This window comes from Achromobacter animicus (assembly GCF_040775605.1).
GTDB lineage: Bacteria > Pseudomonadota > Gammaproteobacteria > Burkholderiales > Burkholderiaceae_B > Achromobacter > Achromobacter animicus.
This window is the reverse complement of record NZ_JAYGJK010000001.1, coordinates 3,401,985-3,417,378: the sequence shown is the minus strand read 5'-3', so window position 1 is coordinate 3,417,378 and position 15,394 is coordinate 3,401,985. Positions and strand designations below refer to the sequence as shown.

Annotated in this window: 15 protein-coding genes; 10 read left to right on the top strand and 5 right to left on the bottom strand. The window is 66.6% G+C overall.

From position 1 onward, the window contains the following. Positions 1 to 63: 63 nt before the first annotated feature. The 6 genes from AB3147_RS15475 (at position 64) to AB3147_RS15450 (ending at position 8,108) form a co-directional block, all read left to right on the top strand. Positions 64 to 1,413, top strand: coding sequence for a D-serine ammonia-lyase (locus tag AB3147_RS15475; RefSeq protein ID WP_367352339.1), 1,350 nt, complete (start codon positions 64 to 66; stop codon positions 1,411 to 1,413). A gap of 49 nt (positions 1,414 to 1,462) precedes the next feature. Then, positions 1,463 to 2,443 (top strand): Bug family tripartite tricarboxylate transporter substrate binding protein, encoded by a 981-nt coding sequence (locus AB3147_RS15470; RefSeq protein ID WP_175121258.1) that lies wholly within the window; start codon positions 1,463 to 1,465, stop codon positions 2,441 to 2,443. Positions 2,444 to 2,455: 12 nt separating this feature from the next. Continuing rightward, entirely contained in the window at positions 2,456 to 3,979 is a 1,524-nt protein-coding gene (locus AB3147_RS15465; RefSeq protein ID WP_367352338.1) for an amidase, read from the top strand. A gap of 267 nt (positions 3,980 to 4,246) precedes the next feature. After that, entirely contained in the window at positions 4,247 to 5,374 is a 1,128-nt protein-coding gene (locus AB3147_RS15460) for a TRAP transporter substrate-binding protein (RefSeq protein ID WP_175121260.1), read from the top strand. Positions 5,375 to 5,499: 125 nt separating this feature from the next. Next, positions 5,500 to 6,123 carry a TRAP transporter small permease subunit gene (locus AB3147_RS15455; protein ID WP_175136290.1) on the top strand — a complete coding sequence of 208 codons (624 nt, stop codon included), beginning with the start codon at positions 5,500 to 5,502 and terminating at the stop codon, positions 6,121 to 6,123. Further along, on the top strand, positions 6,120 to 8,108 hold the full coding sequence (locus AB3147_RS15450; protein ID WP_367352337.1) for a TRAP transporter large permease: 1,989 nt from the start codon (positions 6,120 to 6,122) through the stop codon (positions 8,106 to 8,108). The genes AB3147_RS15455 and AB3147_RS15450 overlap by 4 nt, the downstream gene beginning before the upstream one ends. 113 nt (positions 8,109 to 8,221) lie before the next feature. Here the strand turns inward: AB3147_RS15450 and AB3147_RS15445 are convergent, their stop codons facing one another. Further along, the gene (locus AB3147_RS15445; protein WP_367352336.1) at positions 8,222 to 8,905 is read right to left on the bottom strand and encodes a site-2 protease family protein; all 684 of its coding nucleotides are present in this window, start codon (positions 8,903 to 8,905) and stop codon (positions 8,222 to 8,224) included. After that, complete coding sequence (locus AB3147_RS15440) at positions 8,902 to 9,390, bottom strand: DUF6882 domain-containing protein (protein ID WP_286899534.1); 489 nt, start codon at positions 9,388 to 9,390, stop codon at positions 8,902 to 8,904. Before AB3147_RS15440 ends, AB3147_RS15445 begins: the two co-directional genes overlap by 4 nt. 122 nt (positions 9,391 to 9,512) lie before the next feature. Between AB3147_RS15440 and AB3147_RS15435 the strand changes: the two genes are divergently transcribed. Further along, on the top strand, positions 9,513 to 10,028 hold the full coding sequence (locus tag AB3147_RS15435; RefSeq protein ID WP_367353545.1) for a MarR family winged helix-turn-helix transcriptional regulator: 516 nt from the start codon (positions 9,513 to 9,515) through the stop codon (positions 10,026 to 10,028). Then, positions 10,025 to 10,846, top strand: coding sequence for a HEAT repeat domain-containing protein (locus AB3147_RS15430; protein WP_367352335.1), 822 nt, complete (start codon positions 10,025 to 10,027; stop codon positions 10,844 to 10,846). Before AB3147_RS15435 ends, AB3147_RS15430 begins: the two co-directional genes overlap by 4 nt. A 72-nt stretch (positions 10,847 to 10,918) precedes the next feature. Here the strand turns inward: AB3147_RS15430 and AB3147_RS15425 are convergent, their stop codons facing one another. Together AB3147_RS15425 and AB3147_RS15420 are read right to left on the bottom strand one after the other, a co-directional pair. Further along, a complete protein-coding gene (locus AB3147_RS15425) occupies positions 10,919 to 11,728 on the bottom strand; it encodes a nucleotidyltransferase domain-containing protein (RefSeq protein ID WP_175183662.1) in 810 nt (269 codons plus the stop codon). Positions 11,729 to 11,771: 43 nt separating this feature from the next. Further along, the gene (locus AB3147_RS15420; protein ID WP_175183661.1) at positions 11,772 to 12,521 is read right to left on the bottom strand and encodes an SDR family oxidoreductase; all 750 of its coding nucleotides are present in this window, start codon (positions 12,519 to 12,521) and stop codon (positions 11,772 to 11,774) included. Between the two features lie 157 nt (positions 12,522 to 12,678). On the opposite strand from AB3147_RS15420, the gene AB3147_RS15415 reads away from it, so the two are divergent. Both AB3147_RS15415 and AB3147_RS15410 read left to right on the top strand, forming a co-directional pair. Next, positions 12,679 to 13,596: a LysR substrate-binding domain-containing protein gene (locus AB3147_RS15415; RefSeq protein ID WP_367352334.1), complete on the top strand. Its 918-nt coding sequence runs from the start codon at positions 12,679 to 12,681 to the stop codon at positions 13,594 to 13,596. 78 nt (positions 13,597 to 13,674) lie between these two features. Next, entirely contained in the window at positions 13,675 to 14,475 is an 801-nt protein-coding gene (locus AB3147_RS15410; protein ID WP_367352333.1) for a DUF169 domain-containing protein, read from the top strand. Here the strand turns inward: AB3147_RS15410 and AB3147_RS15405 are convergent. Next, positions 14,466 to 15,377, bottom strand: a complete 912-nt coding sequence (locus tag AB3147_RS15405) for a LysR family transcriptional regulator (RefSeq protein ID WP_286899527.1) — start codon at positions 15,375 to 15,377, stop codon at positions 14,466 to 14,468. The two genes, AB3147_RS15410 and AB3147_RS15405, sit on opposite strands and share 10 nt — an antisense overlap. Positions 15,378 to 15,394: the final 17 nt, after the last annotated feature.

Sequence of the window (15,394 nt, the reverse complement as noted above, 5' to 3'; positions counted from 1 at the left end):
GCAAAGCGCTGGCCGCCTCTAGGATGTGGGCATTATTTGCGCTTCCCATTCGCTACCACAGCCATGTTTCAATCCGACGCTCCCTCCCAATCCCCCGTTCTGGATTCCCTGCGGCAGGCCAAGCCGGTGCTGTGGACCGGCCCGGACATGCCGGCGCCCGCAAGCGGACCGGGTGCGCATTTCCTGATGGATCAGGTGCTGTCGGCGCAGGAACGCTTTACGCGATTCGCGCCGCTGCTGGCTGAGCTGTTTCCCGAGCTGGCCGAGACGGGAGGCGTGATCGAGTCGCCGCTGCTCCCTGCCGCGGCCATGCAGGTACCGATCGGCCTGCCGCCGGACGCCGGCCGGCTGTGGATCAAGGCGGATCACGCATTGCCGGTGGCCGGCTCCATCAAGGCGCGCGGCGGCATTCACGAAGTGCTGGAATTTGCCGAATCGCTGGCGCTGCGCGAAGGGTTGCTGCTGCCGGGCGACGATTACCGCAAGCTGGCCGGTCCGGAAGCCCGCGCCGTGTTCGGCCGGTATCAGGTCGCCGTGGGTTCCACGGGCAACCTGGGCCTGTCCATCGGCGTGATTGCATCGGCGCTGGGGTTCCGGTCGGCCGTGCACATGTCTGCCGATGCCAAGGAATGGAAGAAGGCGCGTCTGCGTGCGCGCGGTGTCGAGGTCGTGGAGCACGCGGGCGACTACGAAAAGGCCGTGGCCGCGGGCCGGGCGCAGGTCGAAGCCGATCCTTTTGGCTATTTCGTGGACGACGAGCGGTCGGCGTCCCTGTTCATGGGCTACGCCGCCGCCGCGTTGCACCTGCGCGTCCAATTGATCGAGGCGGGCGTGCGGGTCGATGCGGAGCATCCGCTGTTTGTCTACCTGCCTTGCGGCGTGGGCGGGGCGCCGGGCGGGATCGCCTTCGGCCTGACCCAGCTGTACGGCCCGCACGTGCATTGCTTCTTCGCCGAGCCGGTGCAGTCGCCGTGTTTCCTGGTGCGCATGATGGCCGGCCAAGGCGAGCTGCCGGGTGCGTCCGCGTCCGCGTCGGTGTACGACGTCGGCCTGACGAACGTGACCGAGGCCGACGGCCTGGCGGTTCCGACGGCGTCCGAGCTGGCGTACGCGGCGGTCGGCGCGCAACTGCGCGGCGTCTACACCGTTGAAGACGACACGCTTTACGCCGACCTGGCGCGCCTGAAGGACAGCGAAGGACTGCGCATCGAACCGTCCGCGGCCGCGGGTTTCAGCGGTCCGCGCCATCTGTGCGGCACCGACGCAGGCCGCGCATGGCTGCGCGCGCACGGCCTTGCCGCGCATCTGCCGCGCGCCACGCACCTGGCCTGGACCACCGGCGGGCTGTTCGTGCCTGACGAAGAATATGACCGATTCCTGAGCCGCGGGCGTTCGCTCGCGGCCGGCAACTAGGCGCCGACAGACGCGCCGTTTATCCACCACCTCCCCATCGAGCACCGCCATGAAAACCTCGTTTCTTGCAGTCAGCCTCGCTTTTGCCAGCACCGTCGGCGCCGTCGCGCCCGCAGTGGCCCAGGACGCCTACCCCAGCCGGCCGATTACGCTGGTCGTGCCTTTCCCGCCGGGTGGCGCTACCGATGTGCTGGGCCGCGTGGTGGCGCAGAAACTGGGGCAGGAATTGGGGCGCACGATCGTGGTGGAAAACCGCGCGGGCGCTGGCACGGTGATCGGCGCCAGCTTCGTCGCCAAGGCTGCGCCGGACGGCTACACGCTGCTGGTCAGTTCGGGCACGACGTTCACGGTCAACCCGGCCATTCAAGCCAACCTGCCGTACGACCCGGTCAAGAGCTTCGAGCCGATCGGCATTGTCGGACGCACCGGCCTGGCGCTGCTTGCGAACCCCAAGGTGCCCGTCAAGGACTTGAAGGAGTTCGTGGCCTATGTGAAGGACCCCGCTCACGATCAGCCGCCCTACGGATCGTTCGGCACCGGCACCACCGCGCATTTCGTGGGCGAGGCCTTTACCTCGGCCGCCAAGCTGAAGATGACGCATGTGCCGTACAAGGGCAGCTCGCCCGCGATGACTGACCTGATCGGCGGACAGATTCCGTTCTCGGTCGACACCGTGGCCGCGGCCCTGCCGCAAAGCAAGCAGGGCAAGGTGCGCGTCCTGGCAGTGTCCGCGCCCAAGCGCTCCGCCTTCCTGCCCGACGTGCCCACGTTCGCGGAACAGGGCTATCCGTCGGTCGCGATGGATACGTGGCTGATGGTCGCCGCGCCGCGTGGCCTGCCGGCCGACGTGAAGACGCGGCTGGAGAAGGCGCTCAAGGCCACCGTCGAATCGCCCGAGGTGGTCAAGAGCCTGGAGGCGCAAGGCTTCGAAGCCGCCTTCGCCAGCGCCGCTGAAGGCGAGGCGCTGATCCAGCAGGAACTGCCCGTCATGCGTGAAGTGGCGCAGCGGGCCAACATCAAGATCGACTGAAGGAAGACGACGATGGCATTGGACGACACCCTGGTATCCCTGACGGCGGTCGAGCTGCGGCGCATGATCGGCGCCCGCCAGCTTTCGCCGGTGGAATTGCTGGAGGCCTGCATCGCGCGCATCCAGGCCGTGAACCCGTACATCAACGCGGTGACCGCCACCGCCTATGAGCGGGCGAGGGCGGAAGCGCGCGCCGCCGAGCGCGCCGTGATGGCGGGCGAGCCGCTGGGCCTGTTGCACGGCCTGCCGATGGGGGTAAAGGATCTGGAACCCACCGCCGGTGTGCTGACCACGTACGGCTCGCCCTTGTATCGCGGCCACGTGCCCGACGAGGACATCGAGCTGGTGGCGCGCCTGCGCCGCGCCGGCGCCATCGTCGCTGCCAAGACCAACGTGCCCGAAATGGGCGCGGGCGCCAACTCGCGCAACACGGTGTGGGGCGCGACCGGCAATCCTTTCAACCCGAACCTGAACGCAGGCGGTTCGTCGGGCGGCTCAGCCGCAGCGTTGGCCGCCGACATGCTGCCGGTCTGCACGGGTTCGGACACCGGCGGCTCGCTCCGCATTCCCGCGTCCAAATGCGGCGTGGTCGGATTCCGGCCGTCGCCGGGCGTCGTGCCCAGCGTGCGCAAGCCGCTGGGCTGGACGCCGATTTCGGTGGTCGGGCCGATGGGCCGCACGGTGGCCGACGCCTGCCTGCAGATGGCGGCGTCCGCGGGCATGCATGCCGGCGATCCGCTCAGCTATCCGCTGGACCCGCTGCAATTCCTGAACCCCGGCGTCGCGGACCTGGGCTCGCTGCGCGTGGCTTACACCGAAGACTTCGGCGCGTGCGACGTGGACGACGGCATCCGCGCCACCTTCCGCGAAAAGATCGCCGCGATGCGGCATCTGTTTGCCGCCTGCGATCCGATCGACCTGGATGTGGGCGAGGCCCACCGGTGCTTCGACGTGCTGCGCGCCGAAGCCTTCGTGGCGGGCATGCGCGACGCCTACGAAAAGGATCCGTCCAGCCTGGGCCCCAATACCCGCGCCAATTTCGAAATGGGCGCGGCGATGAGCCTGAAGGACTGCGCGTGGGCGCAGGCCGAGCAGACGCGCCTGATCAAGCGCTTTCAGCGCGCCTACGACGACTACGACCTCATCCTTTCGCCCACCACGCCCGTGTCGCCGTTCCCGTGGACGCAGCTGTACGCGGACAAGATCAACGGCGTTGCGCAAGAGAACTACTACCGCTGGCTGGCACTGACGTATGTGGTCACGCTGACCACGCACCCGGCGCTGACGCTGCCGTGCGGGCGCGATGCCAAGGGCATGCCGTTCGGGCTGCAGATCGTGGGCCGCTTTCGCGCAGACCGTGAAGTGCTGGCCGCGGCGCAGGCGATGGAGCAGGCGTTTGCGGACTCGGACGTGCTGCAGCGCCCAAGGCCGGATCTGGCTGCGTTGCGTCCTGCCGAGCCGGCGTTGACGTCGATCGTGACGTCGCCGCCACAGTTGCAGGGCGGGGGAGAGACGGGTTCCGTGTCGGCGGTATAACCCCCGCCTTTCAGCGCATCGGGCCAGCACGCCGCGCCACGCGGCCTGCTGGCCTTTTGCTATTTCAGGCTAGTCCGTTTTCTAGGGTAATTCCTGACTAAAAGCTGATTGTCAGCCGTTTGTCAGGCAGGTTTAATCACTCCAAAGTTGCGCATCAGACGCATCAACCGGCATCGGATGGCTCGCAGCAGCCAATCTGTGCCACACCCTTGCAGCCGTAGTAACAACACGCTGGTCCATGTAGTCCACCCCAGGAGACAACAAGCCATGCAACACGTTACAAAGCCCCGCCGCCGCAAATTCATCTCCGGCGCAGCCGCCGCAGGGGTCGCGGCGCTAGGATTTCCCGCCATCGCCAAGGCGCAGAACGCACCCATTTCCTTCCGGTTCCAGAGCACCTGGCCCGCGACCGACATCTTCCACGAATTCGCCCGCGACTACGCCAACAAGGTCAACGAGATGGCCGGCGGTCAGTTGAAGATCGAAGTGCTGCCCGCGGGCGCCGTGGTCAAGGCGTTCGACTTGCTGGATGCGGTGTCGGCCGGGACGCTGGATGGCGGCCACGGCGTGGTGGCCTACTGGTACGGCAAGAACACGGCGGTGGCGCTGTGGGGGTCCGGTCCGTCTTTCGGGATGGATGCCAACATGCTGCTGGCCTGGCATGAATATGGCGGCGGCAAGGAGCTGCTGGTCGAGATCCAGAAGGCCATGAACGTGAACGTGCAGTCCTTGATGTACGGACCGATGCCGACGCAGCCGTTCGGTTGGTTCAAGCGGCCGGTCACCAAGGTCGAGGACGTCAAGGGCGTGAAGTTCCGTACCGTGGGCCTGGCCATTGACATGTACACCGCGATGGGCGCGGCCGTGAATGCGCTGCCCGGCGGGGAAATCGTGCCGGCGCTGGACCGCGGCCTGCTGGACGGGGCGGAATTCAACAACGCGTCTTCCGACCTGGCGCTGGGATTCCAGGACGTCTCCAAGATCTGCATGCTGCAGAGCTTTCACCAGAGTGCGGAGCAATTCGAGGTGCTGTTCAACAAGGCGAAGTACGACGCCTTGCCGGAACACCTGAAGCACATCCTGAGCTACGCGGCGCAGGCGTCCAGCGCGGACATGTCCTGGAAGGCGGCGAACCGCTATTCGCAGGACTACATCAAGCTGCAGAAGGATCACAACGTCAAGTTCTACAAGACGCCGGACGCGATCCTGCAGCAGCAGCTCAAGATCTGGGACGAGATGATCGCCAAGCGGTCGGCCGAGAATCCGCTGTTCAAGAAGGTGCTGGAATCGCAGCGGGCGTTCGCGGAGCGGGTGGGGCGCTGGCACGGCGACACCACCGTCAACTACCGCATGGCCTACAACCACTACTTCTCGCGCAGCACCAAGCCGGCCTGACGCCGTCCTGCGCCGCACCCGCGCGTCGCCTGGCCGGCGCGCGGGGTTTCGCCATGCGTCCAGGTTCCGTGCGCGCCGGCGGCAGGTTTGCCGCGGCCTGAGCGGATCCGACTCCAGGACCTTCGATGATCCGAATCGTACGTTTCATAGATAGCATCTCCACCCTTGTGGGCAAGACCTTTGCCTGGCTGATCGTGGTGCTGACGCTGCATGTGTGCTGGGAAGTCGCGGCGCGCTACATCCTGAACCAGCCCAGCGCCTGGGCGTTCGACCTGCAGATGATGTATTACGGGATCCTGTTCATGATGGCCGGGGCGTATACGCTGGCCAAGAACGGGCACGTGCGCGGGGACATCCTGTACGGATTCCTGCCGCCGCGTGTGCAGGCCGGGCTGGACCTGCTGCTCTTCATCGTCTTTTTCTTTCCGGGCGTCATCGCCCTGGTGTGGGCGGGCTGGTACTACGCCGGCTATTCCATCGCCATCCGCGAGCATTCCTCGCTGATGGCCAACGGGCCGCCGATCTATCCATTCAAGGCCTTCATACCCGCTGCCGGCGCAGTGCTGCTGTTGCAGGGCGTGGCCGAGGTCATGCGCTGCATCCTGTGCCTGAAGCAGGGCGCGTGGCCGTCGCGTGAAGAGGACGTCGAGGAAGTGGACGTCGACAAGCTCAAGGAGATGGTGCACGTGAAGGACGAAGACATCGCCAAGCTCGATCGTTACGTCAACTCCGGGGAGTCCCAGCGATGAAAATCCACAAGGCATTGTGGTTCGGCCTGTCGTGCATCGCGCTGGTGCTGCTAATGATCGCGTTTTTGACGCCGTGGGACAACCTCACCACCGGCCACATCGGGCTGCTGATGCTGGCCCTGATCGTGGTGGCGATCATGCTGGGCTTTCCCACGGCGTTCACGCTGATGGGCATGGGCGTGCTGTTTACGTTCCTGGCGTATTACATGCAGAGTTCGGATCCGGGGCGGTCGCTCGGACAGACGCTGGACCTGATGGTGCAGCGCACGTACGCCACGATGACGAACGATTCGCTGATTTCGATTCCGCTGTTCGTGTTCATGGGCTATCTGGTCGAACGCGCCAACCTGATTGAAAAGCTCTTCCGGTCGATGCATCTGGCGCTGGCGCGGCTGCCCGGCGCGCTGGCGGTGGCCACATTGGCGACGTGCGCCATCTTCGCCACGGCGACAGGCATTGTGGGGGCGGTGGTCACGCTGATGGGGTTGCTGGCAATGCCGGCCATGCTGAAGGCGGGTTACAGCGTGCGCCTGACGGCCGGTTCGATCACGGCGGGCGGCTGTTTGGGCATCCTGCTGCCGCCGTCGGTGATGCTGATCGTGTACGGCGCCACCACGGGCGTGTCGGTCGTGCAGTTGTATGCCGGTGCGCTCTTTCCCGGGCTCATGCTGGCGATTCTGTACATGGTGTACGTCATCATCGTGGCCAAGCTGCGTCCTGACATGGCGCCGCCGCTGCCCGAGAGCGAACGCGGCGTGCCGCTGTCGCCCGACACGGCCGCGCTGGCGGCGGGCCCCTACACGCGCGCCGTATCGGGCATGCTGGCCGCCATGTTCAAGGGCCGGCGCAACAGCGCGGTGTCGTTTGGCTATCTGACGCGCAATATGGCGATGGCGTTGTCGCCGTTGTTGGTCACGGTGCTGATGCTGGCGGTGGTGCATCATGCGCTGACCAAGCCCGCTGTGGAGTACGAGATTCCCGCCGAACTGCAGTTGGGCTCGGGCGGCTTCGATTCCGGCTCTGGGTTGAGCGAACCGCCCACGGACGGCTTGGCCGAGCCGCCGTCCAATGACCTGCCCGAACCGCCGTCCAATGAACTTGCCGAACCGCCGGGTAGCGCGCCCGCCGCGTCGGGCTTGAGCGAACCGCCGGGCACGCCCGCCGCGCAGCCGCCAGCAGGCGCGGCCGCACCTGCACAGCAGGCCGCCCCCGACACGGCCGACGCCCGCAAGCCCGCGCCCACCGGCTTCTGGATCTTTGCAGGCGTCTGCGCAGTGATGCTGGCGGTGTTCTACGCCGCGCTGACGTGGGCGCGGCTGGAAATCTTCAAGATGCTGATGGCATCGTTCTTTCCGCTGGCGGTGATGATCGCGGCCGTGCTTGGTTCGATCGGCTTTGGCCTGGCCACGCCCAGCGAGGCCGCCGCCATGGGCGCGATGGGCGGGGCGTTGCTGGCGCTGGCGTATCGCAGGCTGAATCTGCCGGTGCTGCGCGAATCAGTGTTCCTGACGGCCAAGACCAGCGCCATGGTGTGCTGGCTGTTCGTGGGATCATCGATCTTCTCGGCGGCGTTCGCGCTGCTGGGCGGCCAGCGCATCATCGAGGAATGGGTGCTGTCGCTGGGTCTGACGCAGATTCAGTTCCTGCTGCTGGCGCAGATCATCATCTTCCTGCTCGGCTGGCCGCTGGAATGGACCGAGATCATCGTGATCTTCATGCCGATCTTCGTGCCGCTGCTCAATACCTTCGGCATCGATCCGCTGTTCTTCGGCTTGCTGGTCGCGCTGAACCTGCAGACCGCGTTCCTGTCCCCGCCGGTTGCGATGTCGGCGTTCTACTTGAAGGGCGTGTCGCCGCCGCACGTGACGCTGAATCAGATCTTCCTGGGCATGATGCCGTTCATGGGGATCCAGGTGGTCGCGATCTTCCTGCTGTACATGTTCCCGGCGATCGGCATGTGGCTGCCGACGGTGCTGTATCGGTAAGGCGCCGGTGAGAGCACGTCGCAAGGTGGACAAGGTGTCTGACACCCAGGAGATGCCGTCGCAATCCGACGGCCATCTCGCCGGGGTGTCAGACACCTGCTATCACTCGGGTGTCAGACACCATTGCTGAGATACACCACGGCCGCGACGAGCCAGGACGCCGCCAGCGCCACATAAGCCAGCAGCAGGATCTGCGTAACGGATGCCGGCCAATGCTTGCCCAAGCCGGCGCTTTTGCCCAGCGCGCCCAACAGGTAGCCGCCGTTCGCGCCCGGCAAAGGCAGCAGGTTCAGCGCTGCCGTGGTGGCGGCGGTCAGGCCCAGCAACGTGGAAAATGGCAGACCGTGCGCGGCGGCATCCACGCGCGCCAGCAGCGCCTGCGCGGTGTGCAGCGGCGACAGCGCGCCGATGATGATGTTCGCAAATCCACCCGCCAGCGCCTGCACACCGGCCATGCCGCCGAGCAGCGCGCACGCCAGCGCGATCAGCGCGAGGCAGCCGGAAGCGCCGATGATCAGTTGCGCCCAAAGCGGCTGCGCTTCCAGGTGTTGCGGGTGAATGTCCGCGTCATCCGCCGGCATCGTGTCGCCCGCCGTCTGGAAGCGGACCGCGCCGCCGACAGGCAGCAGCCGGATGCTGACCTTGCCCAGTCGCAACATCCGCGGCCCCAATCCGAACGACAGCTCATCCAGCGCCACGCCCAGCGCACGTCCCGCGAAGGCCATCACCGCCACATGCACCAGCGCGCAAAGCGCGACGGCCAGCAACAGTCCGATGACCCCTGACGCCACCGTCACTCGCTTTCCGCCTTCGACAGCGACACTTTCCCGAATGTCATCCACACATGCGCCGTCTCCGACGCCTGCGCGCGATACGAGCCGGAGGCTTCACCCAGCCGCATGGCGACGGCAGTGAACTCCCAGGCCTGGGCGTCGTCGCAATCGACCTTGCGTTCGGTGTAAGCGGGCAGTCCATGCGCACGCCCGAATGCCAACGCCAGTTGCGCGTGCTCGGCCAGCTCGGCCGGCACGGACGGATGGTCCCAGCCCCACAGGAAACTGCCGTCCTCGCTGTTGGACGTGCCGATGATCTGCACCGGCGCGGACGCGACGGTGCCGCCCGGCAGCTGGAACACGATCAGGCCGCTATCCATGTCCACCGACCATTGCTCGGCCTCGTCCAGGTGCCAGGTCGCGCAATGCGCCGTGGTGGCGGCCTGCATGCCTTCCATGCTTTGGGCGATGAAGTTCTGGACGTCGAAGGGCTTGGTGGTGTCGGACATGCTGCTGGGTTCCTTGCGAGGCGAAGTTGAAAAGCCCTCGATCATACCGGCTCCGTGCGGCACATTTGCGTGGAACGATTAGCCGCCATACTATACGGCCACATATGAATACTCCATTTCCGATGATGCTGGAACCCAAACATCACGCCTTGCTTGAAGAAGTTGCCCGCCGGGAATTGCCGTCTGCCGACGGCGTTCGCCTGTGTTTTCAGGTGCTTGCGCTGGCCGGCGCCATCGACCGGGATTGCGCAATGCGGCTGGCGCCCAAGCAGTTGTCTGAAGCCAAGTTCGTGCTGCTGTTCCTATTGCAAGGCCAGCCAGACGGGTTGCCGCCGCATGAACTGGCGACACGTGCGGGCGTGACGCGCGCAACGATCACAGGCTTGGTGGATGGGCTGGAGCGGGACGGGTTTGTCGAGCGCCAGGGCGGGCAGGCGGATCGCCGCAAGATTGCCGTGATGCTGACCGCCAAGGGCAGGGCGATGGCGGGCAGACTGTTCAAGGAGCACGCGGCATGGATCGGTTCGCTCTTTGACGGGCTGACCGGTGCGGAGCAACGGCAGCTTGGCGGGTTGCTGACGAAAGTGTGGCGCGGTACGGATGCAGGCCGGCTTGCCAGGCAGGAAGGTCAAGAATGAGCAAGACGACGAGCAAGGAGGGGCCAGCCGCGCCGAGTAAAAGTCTCCGTGTTGCGGACAAACCGCCAGGCCGAGGCGTGAAGGACATTGCACCGGCTCGGCTGGCGCAATTGAATGCAGGCGCGCCGGCCGCCACGCTGACGGAATGCCTTGCGGTGGACTTCGCGATCCTGATGCAGGCGGCAGTGCCCCAGCTAAGGGCTCAGGGCCTTGCAATGATGCGCGCAGACCAGGCGGCAGGGATCTCCCGGCGGATGGCGCGGGCGGCCGGCATATTGCTGGACAGCGTGGGGCCGCAGGCCATCGCCGAACTGCAATCGCATCCGTCCGATACCGTCCGAGGCTGGGCGTGCTTCATGGTGGGTGCGTTACCGGGGATGGCGGTGCAAGAACGGCTCGACCTGATTCGTCCGTTGGCCGACGATGCGCATTTCGGTGTGCGGGAATGGGCATGGCTGGCCGTCCGGCCGAAATTGGCGGCGGAATTGGAAACATCGGTCAAATGCCTGCGGCCCTGGACGCGGCATGCGTCGGAGCGCGTGCGGCGTTTTGCCAGCGAATCGCTGCGCCCGCGTGGCGTCTGGTGCACGCACATCGCGGCGCTAAAGGCCGATCCGGCCATCGCGCTGCCGCTGCTCGAGCCGTTGCGGGCCGATCCGTCCGTTTACGTACAGGACTCGGTGGCCAACTGGCTCAACGACGCCAGCAAGGATCAGCCGCAGTGGGTGCGTGAGGTGTGCGCCCGATGGTCGGCGGGTTCGCCCAGCGACGCGACCGCACGGATCTGCAGGCGCGCATTGCGTTCGATCGGGCCGTAGCGGACGCAAAGTTCCGTTCGCCTTCGCCGGTTCATCAGTGGAACGGGATCCGCTGACCCGGGGCGCAATCCCTCAATACGTCAGCGGCGCGCCCGTGACGACCTCATACAAAAACCGGTCCAGCGTCTCGGTCTGGCCGTCGGGCCGGTCGAAGTAGGGCGCTTTTTCCAGTTCGGCCAAGGTCGATTCAAGATACGCGTGGATCAGCGGGAAGCGAGGACCGTGCTCGGCTTCGCCCGCCGCCATCTTGATGGCCAGCAGTTCATTGATCTCGGCGCGCAACGCGGCGTCGGTGATGATGACGTCGGCCAGATCGGCAAAGCGCATCGGCGGAACGCCCCGGCCGCTGTCGATCCATTGGGCGGCCAGCACCGGGCGCAGGACGTACAGATACTTCTTCAGGCGAACCGTGTCGCCCTGCAGCGATTCGCGGAAGTTGCGACCGGCCATGGCAACGTAGTGCCAGCGCCCCTTGGTGCTGGAGAAGTACGCGCTGCGGAAATGCCGCAGCCACGCGCTGACGGCGTCGTCCTGGCGATAGATGATGGGCGAATCCAGCCACTCGAAAAGCGTGGGGTTCGAGCCGCGCAAGAGTTGCAGGGATTTGCGCAGCTCCCAGCCCGAGACGTCCAGTTCGTCGTCAATCGGCAGCTCGATCACGTCGCGTTGCGGCGCCACGCGCAAATACCAGTCCAGCTTGTGCACGTACAGAAAGCGCACGTCGTAGTCGCTGTCGGGCGAGGCAAAGCCCCAGCCGCGGCTGCCGGATTCGCAGGCGAGCAGGACGCGCACGTCGTGGCGCTGCTCGATGTCTTGCAGGGTTGCCATCACGCGTTCGCGGACGGCGGGGTCGATGGGGTGGGCGTGCAGGATCGAAGTCATGCCCCGCATCCTAGCACCGCCCGGCCATCGGCCCGGCGCCGGCTCAAAGCTGGCTCATCCCGCCGTCCGCAATGATCTCCGTGCCAACGATGAAGGCCGATTCGCGCGCAGCCAGATGCAGGACGGTCGCGGCGATTTCCTGCGGCGTACCGAAGCGGCCCAGCGGAATCTGCGACTGGATGCTGGCGGCTGTCTTCTCCAGCGTGTCGGCGTCCAGGCCCAGCTTGCCGTAGATCGGCGTCGTGACCGGACCGGGGCTGACGACGTTGACCCGGACGCCACGCGGCAGCCATTCGGCCGACAGCGTTTTCGCCAGCGAGATCAGCGCCGCCTTGCTGGCCGCGTAGATCGACGACGCCGGCATGCCGATATGGGCATTGATGGACCCGTTGAGGACGATGGACGCGCCCGCGTTGAGCAAGGGGTCCAGCGCCTGCAACTGGAAGAACACGCCCTTGACGTTGGTGTCGAACGTCTGGTCCCACAGGTCTTCGGTGGCGTCGGCCAGCGTGGCGAATTTGGCGATGCCTGCATTGACGAAGACGGCGTCCAGGCGCACGCCTGCCGAGGCCAATGCGTCCGCCAGGGCCGCCGCCGCGCCGGGCGCGCCAGCGGTGTTCTGGATGGCCAAGGCGTTGCCGCCCAGGGTGACGCGGGTCTTTTCCAGCGCCGCGGTGTCGCGTCCGGTAACGATGACGCGGGCGCCTTCGGCGGCGAAGGCTTGGGCGGCAGCGAGGCCGATGCCGCTGGTGCCACCGGTGACCAGGACGGTCTTTTGTTCAAAACGGTTCATGACGGGTTCCTTTGGTGTGGAGGTGAGGTGTAGCCATGTTGCGCCTGGCCCGGTGGTTTGTCGTACGATCTGACGCACAAACACGTTCGAAGAAATTGCACATGTTTGGCCCGGAACGTGTATCCCCAGAGGTGCAGCCCACTATGTTGAGCCCGCGATGCTGACTGCCAATGAACTCTCACTGCTGGAAGCCATCCGCGATAGCGGCAGCCTGTCCCGGGCGGCCGCCCGGCTGGGCAAGGCGCCGTCTTCCGTGTCGCACGCCGCGCGGCAACTGGAGGAACGCTTCGATGCCCTCTTGTTCGACCGACGCGGGTATCGGCTGCAACTGACGCCCGCCGGCCAATTGCTGGCGGACGAAGCCGCGCGGCTGGCGCAGGATGTCAGCCGGCTCACGCAGCGCGTGCGGCAGGTGGCCAGCGGCTGGGAAGACCGCCTGCACATCGTCAGCGACGAGATCCTGGAATTCGAACTGATGGCGCCGCTGATCCAGGCCTTCGACAAGCTGGATTCGGGTGTCCGGCTGCGCTTCACGCACGAGGTGCTGGGCGGCACGTGGGAAGCGCTGCGCGAGGGACGGGCAGACCTGATCGTGGGCGCGACCAACGAGCCGCAGACCATGCCGAACCTGCAATGGGCGGCGTTGGGCGAGATGGAATGGCTGTTTGCCGTATCACCGCGCCATCCGCTGGCCAAGGCAAAAGGGCCGTTGCGCCAGGACCAGATCCAGCAACATCGCGCCGTCGTCGTCGCCGACACGGCGCGCGGCTCGTCGGCGCGCGGGTACGGCAGGGTCGGCGGGCAGGCGACATTGGCCGTGCCCAGCATGCGCGCCAAAATCCTGGCGCAACGCGAAGGGCTCGGCGTGGGTTGGGTGCCGCGCCACCGCGTGGCCTCGCTGCTGGCGCGAGGCGAACTGGTCGAGATGGCCACCGAGACGCCGCGCGAGCCCAACCTGCTGTATCTCGCCTGGCGCGGCGATCACGACGGGCGGGCGCTGCGCTGGTGGCTGGACCAGTTGCGCCAGCCGCGCATGGCGGCGGCGCTGATGCGGGGCATCGACGGGTTCGCCTGACGCGTTGTAGTCTTGACCGCGTGCGGCAGCGCGGGCCTCCGGCGCGCCAGACCGCAAACAAGAGTCCAAAGGACGAACATGGAAGAGACAAGGCAGGAAACCGCGCTCGACTGGGCGTCGCTGGTCGACGACCTGAACCGGCTGCTGCGGCTGAAGACCACCGTCATCGGCATGAAGCTTTACGAGCACGAAGCCGACATGGCGGGGGTGAAGGGCCTGCGCCGGCCCAAGGCCACGCACACCACGGACCAGATCGTGGGCATGGCGGCAAGGCTGGGCTGGACGGTTGGCATTACGGGTGACGATCTGGTCGGCGCGCAATGCCGCGCGGTCATCGGGCTGGGGCCGCAGGACGAAGCATGGAAGCGCGGCAAGGAATATGTGGGGGTCTGGCACGCGACCGAAGCCGATGCCCGGGCGCGCCAGGAGGCGCTGACCTGTGTGCCGGCGGACAAGTACCGCGCCATGGTCGTGTCGCCGCTGGCATCGGGGCGCCTGGATCCGCCGGACATCTGCCTCGTGTACGCCACGCCGGGTCAGATGATCATCCTGATCAACGGCTTGCAATGGAAGAACTACCGGCGCTTTGACTGGAGCGTCGTGGGGGAAACCGCCTGTGCGGATTCCTGGGGCAGGGCGCTTGCCACCGGCGAGCCCTGCCTGTCCTTGCCCTGTTTCGCCGAGCGCCGCTATGGCGGCGTGCCCGACGAAGAAATGCTCATGGCGCTGCCTCCCCGCTATCTGCCGATTGCCATCGAGGGCATGAAGGCGCTGGCAGCCAATGGCCTGCGCTATCCCATCGCGCCCTATGGCATCCAGAACGACGTGCGCGCCGGCATGGGGGTGAGCTACGCGCAGCCGCCCAAGGCTCAGGGGTGAATGCCGGCGTGCAGCGCCGCGGCCAGCGCGCGCGCGGCCGGTCCCAGCGGCCGGTCGATGCGGTGCGCAAGATACGTTTCGGTGGTGATCTGGCTGTCGCGGCCCAGGCTGGCGGTGGGCACGCGCAGCAGGCGGCCCTCGGCCAGGTCGCGCTCGACCTGCCACAGCGGCAGCCGGCCCCAGCCGAGCCCGGACAGGATCAGCGCGTGCTTGGTGTCCTGGCCGCTGACGCGGCAGGTCTGCGGCGACAGCACGGCAAAGTCGCGGCCCTCGGACAGCGACGAGGGATCGGACTGCACGATCTGAAGGTGATCCGCCAGGTCCGCCGCGGTAAGCGCGCGGCCGGCGCGCGCAGTCTGCGCCAGGGGATGCGAAGCGCCGACCACGGCCACCATCTGGATGGCGCCAAGCGCCTGCACCGCAATGCGCGGATGCCGGAAATGCTCGCCTGCAAGAATGCCCAATGTGTGCGTGCCGGCCAACAGCGCGTCGACCGGTCCGCCCAAGGGCAGCACCGAGACACGCATCGCCACCGAGGGATACGCCGCGCGCATGTGGTTCAGCGCCGCACCAGCCCGTTCGATCGGAAAGAGCGTATCCACCACCAGCGAAAGCTCCAGCTCGACGCCTTCGCCAAGACCCTGCGCGCGGGCGCGCATCGCATCGACCCGCAGCAGGATGTCGCGGGCATTGGCAAGCAGCGCCTGGCCCTGCGGCGTCATGACGGGACGATGGCCGGTGCGGTCGAACAGCGGCACGCCCAGTTGCGCCTCCATGTTGGCAATGGCGTGGCTGACGGCGGACTGCACACGGGACAAGCGGCGGGCGGCCGCGCGAAAGCTGCCGGTATCTGCGACGGCGGCGAACACACGCAGTTGGTCCAGGGTCAGCGCGTCAATCACGGGAAGGTTGATCTATT

Excerpts from the sequence above, each read along its gene's own strand:
- AB3147_RS15410 (WP_367352333.1), top strand. The coding sequence starts at position 13,675 with ATGGAAGAGACAAGGCAGGAAACCGCGCTCGACTGGGCGTCGCTGGTC.
- AB3147_RS15440 (WP_286899534.1), bottom strand. The coding sequence starts at position 9,390 with ATGTCCGACACCACCAAGCCCTTCGACGTCCAGAACTTCATCGCCCAA.
- AB3147_RS15415 (WP_367352334.1), top strand. The coding sequence starts at position 12,679 with ATGCTGACTGCCAATGAACTCTCACTGCTGGAAGCCATCCGCGATAGC.
- AB3147_RS15465 (WP_367352338.1), top strand. The coding sequence starts at position 2,456 with ATGGCATTGGACGACACCCTGGTATCCCTGACGGCGGTCGAGCTGCGG.
- AB3147_RS15470 (WP_175121258.1), top strand. The coding sequence starts at position 1,463 with ATGAAAACCTCGTTTCTTGCAGTCAGCCTCGCTTTTGCCAGCACCGTC.
- AB3147_RS15455 (WP_175136290.1), top strand. The coding sequence starts at position 5,500 with ATGATCCGAATCGTACGTTTCATAGATAGCATCTCCACCCTTGTGGGC.
- AB3147_RS15450 (WP_367352337.1), top strand. The coding sequence starts at position 6,120 with ATGAAAATCCACAAGGCATTGTGGTTCGGCCTGTCGTGCATCGCGCTG.
- AB3147_RS15420 (WP_175183661.1), bottom strand. The coding sequence starts at position 12,521 with ATGAACCGTTTTGAACAAAAGACCGTCCTGGTCACCGGTGGCACCAGC.
- AB3147_RS15430 (WP_367352335.1), top strand. The coding sequence starts at position 10,025 with ATGAGCAAGACGACGAGCAAGGAGGGGCCAGCCGCGCCGAGTAAAAGT.
- AB3147_RS15425 (WP_175183662.1), bottom strand. The coding sequence starts at position 11,728 with ATGACTTCGATCCTGCACGCCCACCCCATCGACCCCGCCGTCCGCGAA.
- AB3147_RS15435 (WP_367353545.1), top strand. The coding sequence starts at position 9,513 with ATGATGCTGGAACCCAAACATCACGCCTTGCTTGAAGAAGTTGCCCGC.
- AB3147_RS15460 (WP_175121260.1), top strand. The coding sequence starts at position 4,247 with ATGCAACACGTTACAAAGCCCCGCCGCCGCAAATTCATCTCCGGCGCA.
- AB3147_RS15475 (WP_367352339.1), top strand. The coding sequence starts at position 64 with ATGTTTCAATCCGACGCTCCCTCCCAATCCCCCGTTCTGGATTCCCTG.